Source organism: Kurthia sp. YJT4 (assembly GCF_030219945.1).
Taxonomy (GTDB): Bacteria; Bacillota; Bacilli; order Bacillales_A; family Planococcaceae; genus Kurthia; species Kurthia gibsonii.
Window position 1 is genome coordinate 321,291 of record NZ_CP126689.1, and the last position, 20,826, is coordinate 342,116.

Annotated in this window: 18 protein-coding genes; 17 read left to right on the plus strand and 1 reads right to left on the minus strand. The window is 38.1% G+C overall.

Going from position 1 to position 20,826, the window contains the following annotated elements:
* Positions 1 to 13: 13 nt before the first annotated feature.
* The 16 genes from QN089_RS01640 to QN089_RS01715 all read left to right on the plus strand — a co-directional run bounded on the left by QN089_RS01640 (position 14) and on the right by QN089_RS01715 (position 19,488).
* Positions 14 to 625 carry a cob(I)yrinic acid a,c-diamide adenosyltransferase gene (locus tag QN089_RS01640; protein WP_285215804.1) on the plus strand — a complete coding sequence of 204 codons (612 nt, stop codon included), beginning with the start codon at positions 14 to 16 and terminating at the stop codon, positions 623 to 625.
* Positions 612 to 1,103, plus strand: a complete 492-nt coding sequence (locus tag QN089_RS01645) for an ECF transporter S component (RefSeq protein ID WP_285215805.1) — start codon at positions 612 to 614, stop codon at positions 1,101 to 1,103. The genes QN089_RS01640 and QN089_RS01645 overlap by 14 nt, the downstream gene beginning before the upstream one ends.
* Positions 1,100 to 1,777, plus strand: a complete 678-nt coding sequence (locus tag QN089_RS01650) for a hypothetical protein (protein ID WP_285215806.1) — start codon at positions 1,100 to 1,102, stop codon at positions 1,775 to 1,777. Before QN089_RS01645 ends, QN089_RS01650 begins: the two co-directional genes overlap by 4 nt.
* 234 nt (positions 1,778 to 2,011) lie before the next feature.
* Complete coding sequence (locus QN089_RS01655) at positions 2,012 to 4,165, plus strand: heterodisulfide reductase-related iron-sulfur binding cluster (protein WP_285215807.1); 2,154 nt, start codon at positions 2,012 to 2,014, stop codon at positions 4,163 to 4,165.
* Between the two features lie 159 nt (positions 4,166 to 4,324).
* Positions 4,325 to 5,509 (plus strand): acetyl-CoA C-acetyltransferase, encoded by a 1,185-nt coding sequence (locus QN089_RS01660; protein ID WP_285215808.1) that lies wholly within the window; start codon positions 4,325 to 4,327, stop codon positions 5,507 to 5,509.
* Positions 5,510 to 5,523: 14 nt separating this feature from the next.
* Positions 5,524 to 6,375 (plus strand): 3-hydroxybutyryl-CoA dehydrogenase, encoded by an 852-nt coding sequence (locus QN089_RS01665; protein WP_285215809.1) that lies wholly within the window; start codon positions 5,524 to 5,526, stop codon positions 6,373 to 6,375.
* Between the two features lie 88 nt (positions 6,376 to 6,463).
* The gene (locus tag QN089_RS01670; protein WP_285215810.1) at positions 6,464 to 7,594 is read left to right on the plus strand and encodes an acyl-CoA dehydrogenase family protein; all 1,131 of its coding nucleotides are present in this window, start codon (positions 6,464 to 6,466) and stop codon (positions 7,592 to 7,594) included.
* A gap of 18 nt (positions 7,595 to 7,612) precedes the next feature.
* On the plus strand, positions 7,613 to 8,749 hold the full coding sequence (locus QN089_RS01675; protein WP_068455975.1) for an acyl-CoA dehydrogenase: 1,137 nt from the start codon (positions 7,613 to 7,615) through the stop codon (positions 8,747 to 8,749).
* 101 nt (positions 8,750 to 8,850) lie between these two features.
* Positions 8,851 to 12,081 (plus strand): fused isobutyryl-CoA mutase/GTPase IcmF, encoded by a 3,231-nt coding sequence (gene icmF / locus QN089_RS01680; protein ID WP_285215811.1) that lies wholly within the window; start codon positions 8,851 to 8,853, stop codon positions 12,079 to 12,081.
* 126 nt (positions 12,082 to 12,207) lie between these two features.
* A complete protein-coding gene (locus QN089_RS01685) occupies positions 12,208 to 12,366 on the plus strand; it encodes a hypothetical protein (RefSeq protein ID WP_165442706.1) in 159 nt (52 codons plus the stop codon).
* A gap of 67 nt (positions 12,367 to 12,433) precedes the next feature.
* Positions 12,434 to 13,012, plus strand: a complete 579-nt coding sequence (gene rpoE, locus QN089_RS01690; protein WP_240626078.1) for a DNA-directed RNA polymerase subunit delta — start codon at positions 12,434 to 12,436, stop codon at positions 13,010 to 13,012.
* 348 nt (positions 13,013 to 13,360) lie between these two features.
* A complete protein-coding gene (locus QN089_RS01695) occupies positions 13,361 to 14,953 on the plus strand; it encodes a CTP synthase (protein WP_068455965.1) in 1,593 nt (530 codons plus the stop codon).
* A gap of 361 nt (positions 14,954 to 15,314) precedes the next feature.
* Positions 15,315 to 16,784, plus strand: coding sequence for a DUF6583 family protein (locus tag QN089_RS01700; RefSeq protein WP_285215812.1), 1,470 nt, complete (start codon positions 15,315 to 15,317; stop codon positions 16,782 to 16,784).
* Positions 16,785 to 16,802: 18 nt separating this feature from the next.
* Positions 16,803 to 17,942, plus strand: coding sequence for an ABC transporter permease (locus tag QN089_RS01705; RefSeq protein WP_068455959.1), 1,140 nt, complete (start codon positions 16,803 to 16,805; stop codon positions 17,940 to 17,942).
* Positions 17,939 to 18,823: an ABC transporter permease gene (locus QN089_RS01710; RefSeq protein ID WP_068455956.1), complete on the plus strand. Its 885-nt coding sequence runs from the start codon at positions 17,939 to 17,941 to the stop codon at positions 18,821 to 18,823. The genes QN089_RS01705 and QN089_RS01710 overlap by 4 nt, the downstream gene beginning before the upstream one ends.
* Positions 18,820 to 19,488, plus strand: a complete 669-nt coding sequence (locus QN089_RS01715) for an ABC transporter ATP-binding protein (RefSeq protein WP_068455953.1) — start codon at positions 18,820 to 18,822, stop codon at positions 19,486 to 19,488. Before QN089_RS01710 ends, QN089_RS01715 begins: the two co-directional genes overlap by 4 nt.
* A gap of 336 nt (positions 19,489 to 19,824) precedes the next feature.
* Here the strand turns inward: QN089_RS01715 and QN089_RS01720 are convergent, their stop codons facing one another.
* Positions 19,825 to 20,343: a DUF2529 family protein gene (locus QN089_RS01720; protein ID WP_068455950.1), complete on the minus strand. Its 519-nt coding sequence runs from the start codon at positions 20,341 to 20,343 to the stop codon at positions 19,825 to 19,827.
* A 110-nt stretch (positions 20,344 to 20,453) separates the two neighbouring features.
* On the opposite strand from QN089_RS01720, the gene QN089_RS01725 reads away from it, so the two are divergent.
* A complete protein-coding gene (locus QN089_RS01725; RefSeq protein ID WP_285215813.1) occupies positions 20,454 to 20,813 on the plus strand; it encodes a response regulator in 360 nt (119 codons plus the stop codon).
* Positions 20,814 to 20,826 lie beyond the last annotated feature (13 nt).

Genomic DNA, 20,826 nt, shown 5'->3' on the forward strand with positions numbered 1-20,826 from the left:
GAAGGATGGCACAATGAATTTATATACACGTACAGGTGATAAAGGTAAAACAAGCTTAATTGGAGGACGCGTTGATAAAGATGATGCGCGCGTAGAAGTTTATGGAACGATTGATGAATTAAATTCATTTATTGGTAAGGCTGTATCAGAATTAGATCCAGCATTATTTGAAGATGTATTACAAGATTTAGAAAATATTCAAAATGAATTATTTGATTGCGGTGGTGATTTAGCAAACGTAATGAAAGAACGTCATTACAAAATGACAGATGAACCAATCGAAGTAATGGAACAGCGAATTGATATTTTAATGGACGAACCTCCATTATTAGAGAAATTCATCTTACCAGGGGGCGCACCAGCAGCAGCGACTTTACACATCGCACGTACGATTACACGACGTGCAGAACGTCAAATGGTGACATTATTAAAACAATCAGAAGAAGGAGATGTACCTCTTGTTGTACAGCGTTATTTAAATCGTTTATCAGATTACTTATTCGCTGTAGCGCGCGTTGTCAATTCACGTCTAAATGTACCAGATGTTGAATACGCAAGAAGTGCGAAAGTATTTAAGGACGGAGGTCGCGCCAAGAAGGGAAGTGACAAACGTGAAAAAGACTAGATTTTTAGTTTTAACTGCAATGTTTGTCGCACTTTCCGTAATTGGTTCTTTTATTAAAATTCCTGTACCGCCGGGGACACCAGCATTGGATTCAGTTCCAGCGTTCATTAGTATTGCATTTATTCCAGCACCACTTGCAGCAGCAGCGGGAGCACTTGGACATATGGCTACAGCTTTATCTTCAGGTTTCCCGTTAACATTACCATTTCATATCTTCATTGCCCTTGAGATGGCAGTTGTTGTGGGTGTAGCAGCCATTATTTATCGTAAAGGAATGAAGAAGTTAGCATGGGCATGGATTATTTTATCAAATGGTGTACTCTCACCACTCCCATTCTACTTCTTATTATCACCAGCGATGTATTTTGCAGTAGCACCAGGCATTTTAGTCGCGACATTAATTAATGTTGTAGTTGGTTTAATACTCTTGCCACTACTTAAAAAAGCATTCGTTCGAACAGGTGTGGAAGTTTCATGAGGAATGCAAGACAGATTGGGAATTTAGTAATTACAAGTGATAATTCTGGCGCAATCGGCGAAAAAGAATTAGATGTCGTTCATGTGCCAGATGATGTTACGAGTTACTACTCTACACGCGTTACATTACTTGAACAATTAGCGAATCAGGCTATTCCAAAAGAAATCATCTTGTTAAACTTTACGAGTGAAGAAGCATGGGGCAAGTATATTACGGGAATCAATCGCGTTTTTGAAGAAGTGCAAATACCTGTTCCAGCGATTAGTGGAAGTACCGAAACGAACATGCCAACTCTACAGTCTGGATTTGGCATTACGATGCTTGGTGAAAAGCAGCGACCACTTCCCAATCTATCTGAACTCCATTGGTTTACATACGGTCGACCACTTGTTGGCGAACAGCTATTACAAAACGTTCATCAAGTTGCCAATCTCCAAGTTATTGTAGAAGCGCTGAAAAATCAGCACATTACACAAGTGATTCCTCTTGGTTCGAAAGGCTTGCAAAAAGAGCTAGAGCAACTGGAGTTAATCGATGTGGTAGATGTAGAAAATGTACCCTACGACTCCACTGCGTCAGCAGGACCTTCAACGATGGTTTTGATTGGCGTAACAGCCGAACAAGTAGCAAATATTTCAAAAATTTTACAACATGACTTACATAGACTGAAATAATATAAGTATAGAAAAGGTATTAGAAGTGAGAATTCTAATGTCTTTTCTTATTTTTATTTTTAAATAAAATCAGCATTTACGAGCATATTTGCGATTAAAAACAGCATAATGCATGAAATTTGTTGACTGAATATCCATTCATAACCTACAATAGAAGTATATATATCGTTTCAAATATATGAAAAAGGTGGTAACAAAGGGGAAATAATAGGTTATCACAGGGGGGGAAGTACAATGAATGGTCTACTCGTTTTAAACTGGGTACTCTTTTTAGTAGTTGTTCTTTATGCAGTGTACCTATTTAGCTATCTTTTAAAAACAAGATACGATTTCATTAAGCTCGGTAAGAAAACAGAATTTGATCAGAACGTAAAAGCTCGATTACATAAAATCTGGGTGATGGTTTTTGGTCAAAAAAAGTTATTGAAGGATAAGAAAAGCGGTATTATGCACGTCATGTTCTTCTATGGCTTCATCTTAGTACAACTTGGCGCAATCGACTTCATTTGGAAGGGATTAAAACCAGGCTCACATTTGCCGCTTGGACCACTCTATCCATATTTCACATTCTTCCAAGAAATTGTAGCGCTTTTAATTTTAGTTGCAGTCGTTTGGGCATTCTATCGTCGTTATGTTGAGAAGCTTGTCCGTTTAAAACGTAACTTCAAATCAGGCTTAGTATTAATCTTCATCGGTGGCCTAATGATTTCTGTATTAGTGGGTAATGGTATGGGGTTAATTTGGAACGGAGAAGACACAACATGGTCAGAGCCAGTCGCATCTGGAGTCGCTACAATCTTTAGTTTCTTCTCACCTGTTGCAGCAGCAGCTGGTTTCTATGCGATGTGGTGGGTTCACTTACTATTCTTACTCATTTTCTTAGTGTATATTCCACAATCAAAACATGCGCATCTAATTGTTGGTCCAGTCAACGTATATCTCAACCGTCTAGGTCCTGTTGGTAAATTAACACCAATTGACTTCAATATGGATGAGGAATCAGAAGATGAAGAAGAGATGCCTACATTCGGTGTAGGAAAAATTGAAGATTTTACACAACTACAATTAGTTGATTTATATGCTTGTGTAGAATGTGGTCGTTGTACAAATATGTGTCCTGCAAGTGGTACAGGAAAAATGCTGTCACCAATGGACTTAATGTTGAAACTACGTGACCACTTAACGAATAAAGGTGCTGTTCAAACATCTCAAAGACCGTGGGTTCCAAGCTTCCTATTCAACCAGTCAAAAGGAAATCAATTGGCGATGGCAGGTGGAGTAGAAGGAGCAGTAGTAGAAGATATTTATAACCCATCATTAATTGGGGATGTCATCACAGAAGAAGAAATTTGGGCATGTACAACATGTCGTAACTGTGAAGATCAATGCCCTGTAATGAATGAACACGTAGAAAAAATTATCGACCTTCGTCGTTATTTAACGATGACAGAAGGGAAGGTCAACCCAGATGCACAACGCGCGATGTCAAATATCGAACGTCAAGGAAATCCATGGGGGCTAAATCGTAAAGAGAAAGAAAACTGGCGCGACCAACGCCCAGAATTACACATTCCAACCGTAAAAGAAGCACAAAAAGCAGGCGAAGAATTCGAATATTTATTATGGGTTGGTTCAATGGGTTCATTCGATAGTCGCTCACAAAAAATTGCATTATCTTTTGCTCACTTATTAAATGAAGCAAGCATTCCATTTGCGATTCTTGGTAATAAAGAGAAAAACTCAGGTGACACACCGCGTCGTCTAGGAAATGAATTCTTATTCCAAGAATTAGCAGAAGCAAATATTAAAGAATTTGAAAAAGCAGGCGTTACAAAAATCATTACGATTGATCCGCATGCTTATAATATCTTCAAAAATGAATACAGTGATTTCGGTTGGTCAGGTGAAGTGTATCACCATACAGAGCTACTAGCGAAATTAGTGAAAGAGAAGAAAATTGTTCCACAATATGAAGTGAATGAAAAAATCACCTTCCATGATTCATGTTATTTAGGGCGTTACAACGAAGTGTACGATGCACCACGTGACATTTTAAAAGCCATTCCAGGTGTGACATTACTGGAGATGGAACGTAATCGTGAAAACGCGATGTGCTGTGGCGCAGGTGGCGGTCTCATGTGGATGGAAGAACATGTAGGAAATCGCATCAATGTTGCGAGAACAGAACAAGCATTGGCAGTTGGACCTTCGATGATTTCAGCAGGCTGTCCATATTGCTTAACGATGTTATCGGATGGTACGAAAGCGAAAGAAGTGGAAGAATCAGTTGGCACATATGATGTAGCAGAAATTCTTGAGCGTTCTGTTTTCGGTGAACATACACCACCTCCGACAGAAAAAGAGGATGAAATAGAAGAAACTGTGTAAATCGCACAAAAAACTTTCCTTAAAAATACATTTATTATATAATAAGGAAAAATAAACCTATTTTATTCGTAGGTTTTACAAGAGAGTGCGGAAATTCCCACTCTCTTTCTTTTGACAAGAACTTGAAAGCGCATACTTACAAAGAGAGAGGTTATGAACATGAATCAATCAGTTATTGTTAGCGGTGCTCGAACAGCTTTTGGCAAGTTTGGAGGCTCTTTAAGTTCATTATCCGCAAGTGATTTAGGCGGTATTGCGATTAAAGGCGCTTTAGAGGAAATTCACTTAGCTCCCGAAGAAATCGATCAAGTCATCATGGGGAATGTTTTGCAGGCTGGACAGGGGCAAATCCCTTCAAGACAAGCAGCAGCAAAAGCAGGTATTCCTTGGTCAGTAAAAACAGAAACAATTAACAAAGTATGTGCCTCTGGTTTACGCAGTATTACATTGGCAGACCAGCTCATTCGTTTAGGTGATGAGAACATCATCGTAGCAGGTGGTATGGAATCTATGTCGAATGCACCGTACTATGTACCGAATGCACGCTTTGGCTTACGTATGAATAATGCAACATTAGTGGATGGTATGGTTTATGACGGTCTATCTTGCGCATTTGACCCAGCACATGTTCACATGGGTACTTACGGAAATAAGACAGCGAAAGAATTAAACATCTCAAGAGAAGAACAAGATCGCTTTGCGGCACGCAGTCAAGAACGTGCAGTGGCTTCAATTGAAAATGGTGTATTTGAACAAGAAATTGTCGACGTCGTTGTACCGCAACGAAAAGGTGAAGACCTTGTCATTCGTGTGGACGAAGCGCCGCGTAAAGGAACTACAGTAGAAGTATTAGCGAACTTAAAGCCAGCATTCGGTAAAGACGGAACGGTGACAGCAGGGAATGCACCAGGTATTAATGACGGTGCATGTGCAGTCGTTGTGATGAATGAAGAAGAAGCAAACAAGCGTGGTTTAACACCACTTGCGAAAATTATTGGTCACGCTGAAGTTGGCGTAGAACCAGCAGATTTCCCGCAAACACCAGGGTTAGTTATTGAAAAATTACTCGAAAAAACAGGGGAATCCGTAGATGAAATTGATTTATTCGAAATCAATGAAGCTTTTGCAGTTGTAGCTTTAGCGAGTAAGCAAATTGCAGGTTTAGATGAAGAAAAAATTAATGTAAATGGTGGAGCAGTAGCTCTTGGACATCCAATCGGTGCATCAGGTGCTCGAATTGTTCTTACATTAGCACATGAGCTAAAACGTCGTGGCGGTGGCATTGGAATTGCGGCAATTTGTTCAGGTGGCGGTCAAGGCGACGCGATTATGATTGAAGTATAAGGGGGAAGCGAGAGATGGAAATCAACAAAATTATGGTCATTGGTGCAGGGCAAATGGGTGCAGGGATTGCTGAAGTTTGTGCAACAGCAGGGTATGAAGTTCTTCTTTGTGATACATCAGAACAATCGTTACAAGCAGGTATTGCACGCATTGCAAAAAACTTAGAAAAGAACGTATTAAAAGAGCGCATTACTATTGAAGAAAAAGATGCAATCTTAGCTCGTTTTTCACTTGAAACAACAATGGAACGCGCAAAGGAAATTGATTTAGCCATTGAAGCTGCAACAGAAAATATGGCGATTAAGCAATTAATTTTCAAAGACTTAGATGCGTTAGCACCAGAACATGCGATTCTCGCAACAAATACGTCGTCATTACCAATTACAGAGCTTGCAGCTGTAACTAAGCGACCAGAGCAAGTGATTGGCATGCACTTTATGAACCCAGTTCCAGTGATGAAGTTAGTTGAAATCATTCGTGGGCTTGCTACAAAAGATGAAGTGTATGAAGCGATTGAAACATTAACGCATGCACTAAAAAAGACACCTGTAGAAGTAAATGACTATCCTGGTTTCGTTGCCAATCGTATCTTAATGCCGATGATTAACGAAGCGATTTACACACTGTATGAAGGAGTTGCTAGTGTAGAGGCCATTGATGATGTGATGAAGATGGGGATGAATCACCCAATGGGGCCATTAACACTTGCTGATTTCATCGGTTTAGATACATGTCTTTATATTATGGAAACATTGTATGAAGGGTTTGGAGATAGTAAATACCGTCCATGTCCGCTACTGCGTAAATATGTAGCAGCAGGTTGGTATGGTAAGAAGAGCGGTCGCGGCTTCTATGTGTACGAATAAGAAACCATCATCATCTAGAGATGTTTGGGGAACCAGATTCAAGCCATGAACAGCACGACTTGAAAAATTATGGAGGGAGAGTTCCATTATGGCGATCCAATTAACAGAAGAACAAGCAATGCTACAAAAAATGGTCCGCAATTTTGCACAAACGGAGGTTGCGGCATTCGTACCGAATATGGAAAAAGATGAATTTCCAACAGCCGTTTTAACGAAGATGGGCAAATTAGGACTAATGGGGATGACGACACCTGAAAAATACGGTGGTTCGGATATGGACTTTATCTCTTATATTTTGGCAATTCATGAATTATCTAAAGTAAGTGGAACAGTAGGCGTTATTTTATCAGTGCATACATCGGTTGCAACGAATCCAATTTTAAAATTTGGTACAGACACACAAATTGAAAAGTACGTTCCAAAATTAGCGAGTGGTGAATATTTAGGTTCGTTTTGTTTAACAGAGCCAGCAGCAGGTTCAGATGCGGCTTCTATTAAAACTTCTGCAAAAAAAGTAGAGGGTGGCTACGAACTAAACGGTTCAAAAGTATTCATTACAAATGGTGGTTATGCAGATGTCTATATCGTATTTGCAGTAACAGATTCAACTCAAAAGACAAAAGGAATTACAGCCTTTATTGTGGAGCGCACGATGGAAGGACTTGTAATTGGTAAAAATGAGGAGAAGATGGGGCTGCATGGTTCAAGTACGGTACAACTGACATTCGAAAACTTATTTGTTCCAGAAGAAAATATACTAGGTCAACTAGGCGAAGGCTTTACAATCGCGATGGCAAACTTAAATGTTGGACGAATTGGGATTGCAGCACAGGCTTTAGGGATTGCAGAAGCAGCACTTGAAGCGGCGATTGGTTATGCGAAAGAGCGACAACAATTTAATCAGCCGATTATTAAACATCAAGGAATTGCATTCAAATTAGCTGATATGGCGACATCTGTAGAAGCTGCGAAACAACTAGTTTATAGTGCAGCAGCATTATACGAACGTGGTGAAGACTGTAAAAAAGAAGCTTCAATGGCGAAATTATTTGCTTCGAAAATTGCAGTTGAAGTAGCAACTGAAGCTATCCAAGTTTACGGAGGCTATGGTTATTCAAAAGAATATCCTGTGGAACGCTATTTCCGCGACGCCAAAGTAACAGAGATTTATGAAGGTACGAGTGAAATTCAACGTTTAGTTATTTCAAAAGAACTTTAAAATCGGGAGGAAATGAATATGCAATTTAAATTATCAGAAGAACATGAGATGTTAAAGAAAATGGTTCGTGATTTTGCAGAGGAAGTAATCGCACCTTCAGCAGCAGAGCGTGATGAAGAAGCACGATTTGATCGTACGCATTTCGAACAAATGGCTGAACTTGGTTTAACAGGTGTTCCGTGGCCAGAAGAATACGGCGGCGCAGGAATGGATTATTTAGCGTACTGTATCGTTGTAGAAGAATTATCGCGTGTAGATGCTTCAGTGGGTGTCACAATTTCCGCTCATACGTCTTTAGCAGGTTGGCCGCTTTATAAATTCGGTACAGAAGAACAAAAGCAAAAATACTTACGCCCGATGGCAGAAGGTAAGAAGATTGGTGCTTATGGTTTAACAGAACCTGCTTCTGGTTCGGATGCAGGGGGTATGAAAACTGTTGCGAAAGAAGACGGTGACCATTACATCATTAATGGCTCGAAAATTTTCATTACAAATGGTGGTTTAGCTGATATTTATGTTGTATTTGCATTAACGGACCCGAATGACCGTCGTAGTACGACAGCATTCATCGTAGAATCTGACTTTGAAGGATTCTCTGTTGGGAAGAAAGAAGATAAGATGGGGATTCGTTCTTCACCAACAACGGAGATTATTTTTGAAAATTGCCGCGTTCCAAAAGAGAATATCTTAGGTGAAGTTGGTGATGGTTTTAAAATCGCGATGAAGACATTAGATGGTGGTCGTAACGGAATTGCAGCACAGGCAGTTGGTATTGCACAAGGCGCACTAGATGCGGCAGTTGCATATGCAAGTGAACGTGTTCAATTCGGTAAGCCAATCATTGAAAATCAAGGTGTCGGTTTTACACTAGCAGATATGGCGACAGCAACAGAAGCATCACGTCTTTTAACATATCAAGCAGCGTGGTTAGAAGGAGAAGGTCTACCATATGGTAAAGCATCTGCAATGGCGAAACTCATGGCTGGTGATACGGCGATGAAAGTAACAACAGATGCTGTACAAGTATTTGGTGGTTATGGTTATACGAAAGACTATCCAGTAGAACGCTTCATGCGCGATGCGAAAATCACACAAATTTATGAAGGTACACAAGAAATTCAGCGTATGGTTATTTCACGTATGCTACAAAAATAATGAAGCAAACTGTATGATGTTGGGGCATTTATAGTGGGTGGTAGAAATTGAACAAGCATCAATCTCTACTGCCCTTCTTTTATATAAGGGGAGGTCATAGAATGGGAAAAGTGAAAAGTAAAAGTCCAGTTCGTTTTGTAACGGCATCAAGTTTATTTGATGGACATGATGTGTCCGTTAATATTATGCGTCGTATTTTACAAGCACAGGGTGCAGAGGTTATTCATCTTGGGCATAACCGTTCTGTAGAAGAAGTCGTCAATGCAGCGATTCAAGAAGATGCACATGGTGTAGCAGTATCTTCTTATCAAGGTGGACATGTCGAGTACTTTAAATACATGTACGATTTACTCAATGAGAAGGGCGCACCACATATTAAAATTTGGGGCGGCGGTGGAGGTGTTATTCTCCCAGCCGAATTAAAAGATTTACATGCATATGGTGTTGCAGGATTATTCTCGCCAGAAGATGGCCGCCGTCTTGGACTAGATGGCATGGTGGCAAAGATGATTAATGATTCTGACAAGCCATTACCAGAAGATGATGTCATCGATTTAATACCAGAAGTTACAACTGAGAATGTACCGACACTTGCGAAGTTAATCACGTATGCAGAAAATGGCGCAAATGAAGCCTTTTTAGAGCAGGCGAGAAAGGCTTCAAAACATACACCTGTTTTAGGGATTACAGGAACAGGTGGTGCAGGGAAAAGTTCATTAACAGATGAATTAATTCGTCGTTTCCTTTCTGAATTCCCAGATAAAAAAATTGCGATTTTGTCAATTGACCCAACGAAGCAAAAAACGGGCGGTGCGCTACTTGGTGATCGTATTCGTATGAATGCGATTTTCGACCAGCGCATCTATATGCGTTCGCTTGCGACACGTGATTCACGTACAGAACTATCGCATGCTATTCGTGATGTACTTGATGTTGTGAAAGTCGCTGGGTTCGATTTAATCATCATTGAAACATCTGGTATTGGACAGGGTGATAATGAAATTACGACGATTTCAGATGTCGCAATGTACGTCATGACAAGTGAGTTTGGTGCGCCAACACAACTTGAAAAGATTGATATGATTGACTATGCCGACTTAATCGTTATTAATAAATTTGAACGTAAAGGTTCAGAAGATGCACTACGTCAAGTGCAAAAGCAGTATCAGCGTAGTCATATGCGTTTTGATGAGCCAATTGATCACATGCCTGTTTACGGTACAATTGCGAGTCAATTTAACGATAAAGGTACAAACGCATTATTTGCGGCACTTATTCGTACATTTAATGAGAAGATGGATTTAGATTGGCAAACAAGCTATGAAGAATTCGTTAAGACACAAAAACAAAATGTCATTATTCCAAATGACCGTCGTTATTATTTACGAGAGATTTCAGATACGGTGCGTAACTACCATAAAACAGCAGCAGAACAAGTAGATATCGCACGTCGACTATTCACATTACATGGCTCAATTGAAGCAGTGAAAGCAAATGGTGGAGATGAGGCGACAATCCAAGTTTTAGAGCAATTAGCTTTCCAAACAGAAGAACAACTAACAGCTGAATCACGTACGATTTTACGAAACTGGGAGCAGTTAAAAACGGATTATTCAGGGGATGAATATGTAACAAAAGTACGTGATAAAGAGATTCGCACAATTCTACGCACAGAAAGTTTATCAGGTACAAAAATTCCGAAAGTAGCCTTACCAAAGTATAAAGACTACGGTGAGATTTTAAACTTTGTCTATCGTGAAAATGTTCCAGGACAGTTCCCATTCACAGCAGGCGTATTCCCGTTCAAACGTGAAGGTGAAGATCCAAAGCGTCAATTTGCTGGAGAAGGAACACCAGAACGTACGAATCGTCGTTTCCACTATGTATCAAAAGATGATGATGCCAAACGTTTATCAACAGCTTTTGACTCCGTAACATTATACGGTGAAGATCCAGCAGAACGTCCTGATATTTATGGTAAGGTTGGGGAATCTGGCGTGAGTATTTGTACATTAGATGATATGAAAAAACTCTATGATGGATTCGATTTATGCGCACCATCTACATCGGTGTCGATGACGATTAACGGACCAGCACCGATTATTTTAGCGATGTTTATGAATGCAGCAATCGACCAACAAGTGCAAAAACGTGAAGAAGAGTTAGGCAGAACACTGACCGTCGAAGAATTTATGGAGACGAAAGAACATACGTTGAATGTTGTGCGTGGGACGGTTCAAGCAGATATTCTAAAAGAAGATCAAGGGCAAAATACATGTATCTTTTCTACGGAATTTGCGCTACGTATGATGGGTGACATTCAGCAGTACTTCATCGACCATAAAGTTCGCAACTACTATTCTGTATCGATTTCTGGCTATCATATTGCAGAAGCGGGCGCAAATCCAATTTCACAATTAGCATTCACGCTGGCAAATGGTTTCACATATGTTGAGTACTATTTAAGTCGAGGTATGCATATTGATGATTTTGCACCGAACCTATCGTTCTTCTTTTCGAATGGTTTAGACCCAGAATATACGGTGATTGGTCGTGTTGCACGTCGTATTTGGGCGACAGCAATGCGTAATAAGTACGGTGCAAATGAGCGTAGTCAAAAGTTAAAATATCATGTTCAAACGTCTGGACGAAGCTTACATGCGCAAGAGATTAACTTTAACGATATTCGTACAACACTACAAGCATTAATGGCGCTACAAGATAACTGTAACTCGCTGCATACAAATGCATATGACGAAGCGATTACAACACCAACAGAAGGTTCTGTACGTCGTGCGATGGCGATTCAGATGATTATTACAAAAGAGTATGGCTTAGCGAAGAATGAAAATCCATTACAAGGTTCATTCATCATTGAAGAATTAACGGATTTAGTCGAACAAGCTGTATTAGAAGAATTCGATCGTATTAACGACCGTGGCGGTGTACTTGGTGCGATGGAAACACAGTATCAACGTGGTAAAATTCAAGAAGAATCCATGTTATATGAACATCTAAAACATTCAGGTGAATTACCGATTATCGGTGTGAATACGTACTTGAACCCAAATGAAGAGTCAGACGAATCGATTGATTCAATGGAAGTAGCACGTGCAACGAAAGAAGAAAAAGAGTTACAATTAAAAAATCTACGCACTTTCCAAGAAAAACATCGTAATGAAGCAGAAGAACAACTTAAAAAATTAAAGCATGTTGCGAAAACAAATGGCAATATTTTCGAACAGTTAATGGAAACAGTTCGTTATGCGAGTCTAGGACAGATTACAAATGCATTATATGAAGTGGGCGGACAATACCGTCGTAATATGTAGTAGAATGACACAACACCTCTTGCGTATTTCGATACAAAAGAGGTGCTTTCTTTTGTATAAGGACAAAATCATTATTTTTTTGTATAATGACAGGTAAAGAGTTTTTTTTTAAGGAGCGTTAAATTGATGAAGAAATTCGTTCCAGGTATCATTTTAATAGGACTATTGATTGCGACTTATTTCATGTATAATAAGCAACTGGGCGCAATTCCAATCTTATTGCTCTCATTTTATTTATTCTATATTGTTTACACGCGCATAAAAGTCAACAAAACAACTAAATGATTGTGGTACAATGTAGTACACTGCGTTTATAATAGTAACATCATACTTTATGTATTTAGGAAAGGACGTGCACGAATTGAACCTTCGTGAATTAACTGAAGAAGAATTATTAGAAGAATCGCTAGTCAACCTAGCTTATGGCTTATTAACTGAACAAAAGCAACCACTTGCTTTCACAGAAATCATTGCAGAACTTGAAAAATTAAATGCACGTACACCAGAACAAATGGATGCGTATTTAAACCAATTCTACACAGACATGAACATCGATGGACGCTTCATGGTATTAGCTGAAAATCGTTGGGGCTTAAGAGAATGGTATGCAATTGATCAAGTAGAAGAAGAGATTGCACCAACTGTTAAAACACATAAGAAAAAAGTAAAAGCGGCATTATTAAATGACGATTTATTATTAGATGATGAAGAAATCGAAATCGACTTAGACTTAGTTGAAGAATTCGACGCATATGATGATGACGATGACGACGAAGATGATGACGATTTAGCAGTTCTAGATGTCATTGATGAAGATAAAGATTTAGATGAAGACGAAGAAGAATTAGAAATCGACATCGAAATTGATTTAGATGAAGATGAAGATGAAGATGATTTAGAAGAAGACGAGGAAGAAGAAGGTTTTAAATAATCTCGTTTTAAAAAAGTGCGAATTTCTTATAAGGAATTCGTACTTTTTTTCTATATGAATTGATAAAAAAAGCAACTTTCCGAAAAAAATAATTATCATCTTTAAAAATTTTTTCTGTCAGCGAAATACGGTACAAAAGGAATGAAAGCCCTTCCTAAAATAGCACTTTTACGTCATAACGACAAAATTCTTGACTTACAACTGCAAAAGTAATACTCTTTTATTTGGGCTCCCTTAAAAAGGAGATTGACCGTGTAAATACGACGCTCCCCCTGCAAAATTGCAGGATGGGGGCGTTTTTTCATTTTACAAAATGATTGGAATCACATTACTAAGGAGGTAGTCAATTTGACTAAATATATTTTCGTAACAGGTGGCGTCGTATCATCTTTGGGTAAAGGGATCACAGCAGCATCACTCGGTCGTTTATTAAAAAATCGAGGTTTAGAAGTAACTACACAAAAATTTGATCCTTACATCAACATCGACCCAGGCACAATGAGTCCGTATCAACATGGTGAGGTATTCGTAACGGATGATGGTGCAGAAACAGATTTAGACTTAGGTCACTATGAACGTTTTATTGATATTAACCTTGGTAAACATTCGACTGTTACGTCAGGTCGTGTCTATGCAACTGTGTTGAAAAAAGAGCGTCGCGGTGATTATGAAGGTGGAACAGTGCAAGTTATTCCACATATCACAAATGAAATTAAAGACCGCATTCAACGTGCAGGGCGCGAAACGAATGCAGATATTGTCATTACAGAGATTGGCGGCACAGTAGGTGATATCGAATCATTACCGTTCCTAGAAGCGATTCGTCAGTTAAAACGTGATTTAGGTAGTGAAAATGTATTGTATTTACATTGTACATTAGTACCGTATATCGCAGCTTCAGGAGAATTAAAAACAAAACCAACACAGCACTCTGTAAAAGAGTTACGTTCATTAGGTATTCAACCAAATATTTTAGTTGTACGTTCAGATCGTTCTGTTCCACAAAGTATGAAAGAAAAAATTGCGCTATTCTGTGATGTACATGCACATGAAGTAGTAGAGTGTGTAGATGCAGAAAGCTTATATGATATTCCACTAGCACTATTAGAACAAAATTTAGATGGCATTGTATTAGACCATTTTGGTATGGAAGCGCCAGCAGCAGATATGATGGAGTGGACAGCTTTAGTTAATCGTGTGAAAAATCTATCTAAAACAACAACAGTGGCATTAGTCGGTAAGTATGTCGAATTACAAGACGCTTATATCTCAGTAGCAGAGGCATTAAAACATGCTGGTTATGCACATGATGCTGACATTAACATTCAGTGGATTAATGCAGAAGATGTGAATGCTGAAAATGTAGCATCTTTATTATCAAAAGTTGATGGTATTCTTGTACCGGGTGGTTTTGGAGATCGCGGCGTAGAAGGTAAGATTGAAGCGATTAAATATGCACGTGAGAACGATGTACCATTCTTAGGTATTTGTTTGGGTATGCAAATGGCAGCTGTTGAATTTGCACGTAATGTTTTAGGATTAGATGATGCGCATTCTGCTGAATTAGATGCAGATACAGCACATCCAATTATTGACTTATTACCAGACCAAGAAGATGTAGAAGATTTAGGCGGTACATTACGTCTTGGTTTATATCCATGTAAATTAAAAGAAGGTTCACGAGCAGAAGCAATCTACGGAGAGTCGTTAGTATATGAACGTCATCGTCACCGCTATGAATTTAACAATGCGTATCGTGAGGCGATGGAAGCAGCAGGTCTTGTATTCTCAGGTTTATCACCAGATGGTCGACTAGTAGAAATTTTAGAATTACCTGAGAAGAAATTCTTTGTGGCAGCACAATTCCACCCAGAATTTATCTCACGTCCACAACGTCCACAACCTTTATTCCGCGACTTTATTGGCGCAACAATGAAATAATAATGAAGAAATAGTTGCTGGAACGTCGGTGTATAAACATCATTTTCTATAGGTATCAGAAAAAAACGGAATCGTGCTGTGGCGCGGTTCTGTTTTTTCGTTGCGAACTCTAAAAAGAAACATGAATATTTTGTTCCGAACACTATTTTAGCGGGAGAAATATCTCAGTCAAAAAAATATTAAAATTAAAAAATTTGAATTCGAAATAAGGGTATAGAGAAAATAAGATTGTGCATTAGAAGGTATTTTAAGTATATAAATGCTCGTTTAAGTAATAAAATTCTGTATTTATGATAAAATCTATTTCTAAAAAAAGGGATATTAGGTATGATGAGTATATTAAAAATGTGAGGTGGAAGTTTTGACAAAAAAAGCAATCGCCATCGTCGTTGCGTTAGTCGTACTAGTTGCAGCTGGTGGTTTTGGCGTATATTACTATTTTACAAATACGCCAAAGAATAAATATTTATTAAGTGAAAAGAAAAGTTATGAAGATGTAAGCAATTATCTTTCTGAACGATACAAAGATGAAATGGCGTTATCAAATAAAATGCCAAATGAGTCTTACAAATCGAGTATTACATTAGGTGCTGAATTACCTGAAACACTTACAAGTGGTCTTGGTATTCCGGCAGATTTAATTAAATCATCAAAAATTGAATTAAGTGCAGCACATGATCCGAAAAATAGTGCATCTCAATTGGCAATTAATCCGACAATTGGAGATAGCAAGATGGATGCATTCATTTGGAGTGCAGACGCTAAATATCAATATTTACAAGGTCCAATTCTGAAGAACCCGCTACAATTCAATAATGATCAATTTATTGAAGGACTTGAAAAATTAACAGGGGAAAAAATGAGTACTGAAGATGGGTTAACGAATGATACATTAAACCTAAACAGCATCATGAGTACACCGATTTCACAAGACCAACTGAATGATTTAGTAAATCGTTACATGAAATTCACAATCGACCAATTAAATGATGACTTATTCAAAAAAGGTAGCGAAGAGGTCGACGTATTCGGTAAAAAGCAAAAGCTTGATACAATTACATTAGACATGAAAAATACAGATGTGAAGAATTTAACAATTGCAGTTGTGGAAGAAGCATCGAATGATAAAGATTTACAAAAGCTATTAAAGCAATCAGATGCAACAATTGATGTGAAAAAAGAATTACAGACAGCTTTAAAAAGTTTAAAAGAAACAAAAGCAGCAGATTTCCCAACGATTAAGTCAACAATTTATGTCGATGGTAAAACAATTTTAAAACGTGATATCGTAATTGGTATTGATGAAGAAAAATTACACATCGTCGCTGATACAAAAGTAGATAAAGAGGTACAATTAAAAGTTGTTGGAACAGACAAAGAACAAACAGGGGCATTCACAATTGAAGGTTCATCAACAGGTTCAAAAGACTTTAAAGATGACTACACAATTAAATTATCAGACCAAGATACACCGATGTTTGAAATTCAACTGACAAATGATGAAAAAGTTGATGGTAAGAAGCGTACGAATGCGATGGCTCTGAACTTTACAGCTCCAGATGAAGATCCATTCAAAATTACGTACGATCAAGAGATGACAACAGATGTGAAGAATAATAGCCAAGACTCAAAAGGAACAGTTGCTTTTGATGTACAAGGTGAAAATATTAAACTATTTGTAGATACAAAAACAAAATTAAAAGAACCACTTAAACTAGACGTTCCAAACGCGAAAAATGTGAACGACATGACGGAAGATGAAGTAATCAAATTACGTGAAGAAGTAACAAACGTATTTGCTTCGTTATTTATGGGTTTAGGCGGACTATAAAATAGGAGGAGTGTGTAAATGTCAATCATGAACTTAATGGGCATTTACCACTCTTTTTTATTGAAAAAGTGGTATGTGCTTCTCTATGTTTTAGCGCTTATTGGACTCATTTTAGCTGCACTTTTATGGTTCAACACCCATCAACAAAAGGAGACAATCCTACAACTTGGTATTGTTGACCAAGATCAAACTACCGAAACGAATATGATTTTACAAGCAGTCGGTAAGGGGGAGGAGTTCTCAAATCAATTTAAGCTCAAACCCTTTACGAATGAAGAAGCAAAACAAGCTTTAGAAAATCATAAGATTGACGGTTATATTGTTTTAAAAGAAGGAATGACGAAAGCTTTTTATAAGAATGGAGAACTACCAATTCACGTCTATACATATGACGAAACATCTGTTCAAAGTATTGTGATTCAGCAATTGGCAGATTCCGTATATAGTCGCTTGATGTTAGCAGAGAGTGGGATTCTAACTTTCGCAGAATTCCAGAAAAAAGCGACAGATGAAGAATTCGTTTCGATGATGATTCGCTTACTCGTGACGGGATTAGACCGTCAAGGTGCATTTGAAGTGGAAGAAGTGAAGACGTATCAATTATCGACATATGTACTCGTAAGTGCGTACTTTCTATCAATTCTGATTATCTATTGGACGGTTTCGACATTACTGCATATGAATACATCGCAAGCGTTACAACAGCGTCTACGCCTCTACCCATTCGTTCAAGAACGTTTGATTTTATCAAGAGGATTATTTGCGACAACCGTGACAGTTCTTTTTTCAATCATTATGACAATCTGCATTGTTCCATTTACGGCATTCGAAGCCTATAATAGCTTGTATTTAATAACGACATTACTTAGTTATATTTTATCAATTTTCTTCTTATTTACGCTATGTGAATGGGTTCGCTTTTCGATTGGAAAATGGCTTATCTTACTCTACCTACTCGTGTTCTCAGGTGCAGTTATTCCAACACTTTATACACAACAGTGGCATATGAAAGAAAATCTATTTGCCCAAGTATTTCAGCGCATATTAGATTTACTACATGAAAATTACATTACCGACTTTACATTTGTTTTTTATATACAGATTAGCAGTATTGTTCTCATATGGTGTGTTGTGTTAGTTTGGAGGAAATACCGATGAAAAAACAATGGATTTTATATGGATTAACTTGTATCGCAGTCGTTTGCCTTATTGTCTTATTTGAAAAAAGCCAACAGCAAGTATTTAAAATTCCGATACTCATACAAGACGAAGACAAGTCTAAACAGTCAAAAGAGTGGGTCAAGTCAATTCAACAATCGGATTACATCGCTGTTCAATCCTTATCAAACGCGGAAGAAGCAACTGAAAAAATTCGTTTGAATGAAGCGAGCGTGGCACTCATCATTCCAAAAGGCTTTTCGACAAATTTAGCTTCGCAAAGTACGAAAGGAACAGTTCGCCTTGTGCAAGCAGATGGTTTAGTCGCGTCCATTGCAACAGAATTAATCAGTCAGGCACTCTATAAACAGCAAATTCCATATATGATTAAAGATGAACTGAAGAACAAAGAACCGATTGAGAAAATTGAACAAGCCTATGAAAAGAACGAACCAAAGAATCAACTGCAAAAAGCGACATCTACTACACGAACGACAACAGGAAGCTTATTCAATACATTCTTTATGTGCGGGCTCATTTTCTTGTTGAGTTTACAAGTGATCTTTTTACGAAGTATGCGACAATTTAATGTATTCAATCGACTGAAATTATATCGTTTCGCTTGGTTGAAATTAATTAGTAGATATAGCGTATATTCACTCCTCTTTGTGTACATACTCGGAAGTGTGAGTGTATGGATTCTACAAGTACAATCGCCACTCATCGTAAATCTACTCTGGTTAATACCGAGCCAAATCGTACTCGCATGGCTTTTCTTTTTTGTTAGAACGAACAGTCATATGCTTTGGATGACGACGCTCTGGACGATTGTGTATAGTGTCATTTATATCGGAACACAGTTGATGGGAGGGATTATATGATTGCAATTGAACAAGCTACAAAAGCATTTGGTAAAAAGACATTATTTCACGACCTTAACTTAATGTTTGAGGAGCAAAAAGTAACCGTTCTGCTCGGAGAAAATGGTGCAGGGAAGTCAACATTACTGCATATTCTTGCGGGACTTGAACACTTGAATACAGGGCGTATTTTATATCAAAATAGTCCGATCACTTCGAAACAAATACATGAAATCATCGGTTTTGTACCACAAGAAATTGCGCTTTGGGACCATCTGACAGTACAGCAAAACATTCAATTTTTTAAAAAGCAAAAAAAAGGCGCCATCTCTGACGAACAAATTAAGCGTTATTGTGAGCAATTACATCTCGTTGATTTACATCAGCCTATTTCAAAACTCTCGGGCGGTACGAAGCGTAAAGCTAATCTTTTAATCGGCTTATTACACCAACCGAAGTTTCTCATTTTAGATGAACCAACTGTAGGAATTGATTTAAAATCACGTTATGAAATTCAAGCACTCATTCGACAATTAAAGTCGACTTGTACAATTGTCATGACGACACATCATTTAGACGAAGTAGAAGCAGTAGCTGATTACATTATCACGATAGGAAAAGATCCTTTTTATAAACAAGTCTTGCAAGAAAAAGGTTTGCCATTCATAGAAGCAAATGAAGTATAGTAAATAAAAAAGGGGCTGAGACAAAAGTATTTTCAACATAGCAAATCCCGTATGATTTTTCAAAATCATGCGGGATTTGTTCGTTCAGATTAATTTCCGCTTCGAAAAACGAATAGAGGTAGGCAAGAAAAGAACGCAACGTCCTCTTGCAAATCTTGCCCCACTACATCACGTAGCGTTCGGGCATGGCTTCAAACTCCTCGTCACTGCGTTCCTGTGGGGTTTTCAGCTCATGCTATTCCCGCAGGAGTCGTTTTCTACGCGTTCAATTGATTTGATCATTCGCATTTGAGACATATTATTTTGTTCTGTCCCAGCCTCCTTTCTTCATTTAAATTATTCCCCGTCAACCATTTCATCATAGGCAATTTTTATCGCTTCATAAATGAATGAGGCAGCAAGTGTATGCGGTACGACAATACGCTCACCCAAGTCATTCGGTAGTAAACCTTTTCGAATGCCCATTGAGATATACGTATAGGCATAATCCGCCATTGCACCAGCGTCTTCTGCTTTTTCGGATGTCACGACACCGAAAGGAATGAATTGTTCATACAGTTTTTTTGCAAAAGCAAGTGCTTCAGGGTGATCTGCATGACGTGTAAAGATACATACACGATCTTGCTCGGTAAGTGTAATGGAATCATTCCATGCATGTAAATTCGTAAACTTCTCCTCTGCATGTAGTGCATTCATCTCAATCGCATGTAATTCATCATAACAAACAAAGAATACGCGACCATGTCCAAACGTCGCTTGCGCAAGAAGGCGTGCTGTCTCTTCAATTGCTTCTTCTTCCGAGCCACTAATTCTTTGGAATAAACCATTTAACTGCGTTGTTAACATTTTTAACATTCTTTTTTCACCTCATAAGTTATATTATAATATGGTTGAAATAGAATGTAAAAATAGGACTGAATCATAGATTTTGGGGAATATACAAGTAGAGCTGTTAGGAGAAAAAAATGAAGAAAATATTAATTGTAGATGACCAAGCAGGAATTCGCCTTTTATTAAATGAAGTATTTAAAAAAGCCGGCTATGAAACGTATCTAGCTGCAAACGGTTTGGAAGCAATTCGTTTTTTAGAAAATATCGTCATGGATTGTATGTTATTAGATATGCGTATTCCTGGAGCAAATGGCATTCAAATCTTGAAACACTTGCAAAAATTAGGTCAAAAAATGCCCATCATTATGATGACAGCTTATGGTGAGCAGGATTTATTAGATCAAGCGAAAGAACTTGGCGCTACACATTACTTTACAAAACCATTCGATATTAAAGAATTGCAAAATACCGTCAATAATTTGTTGGAAGATTAGGATGACGAGGTAG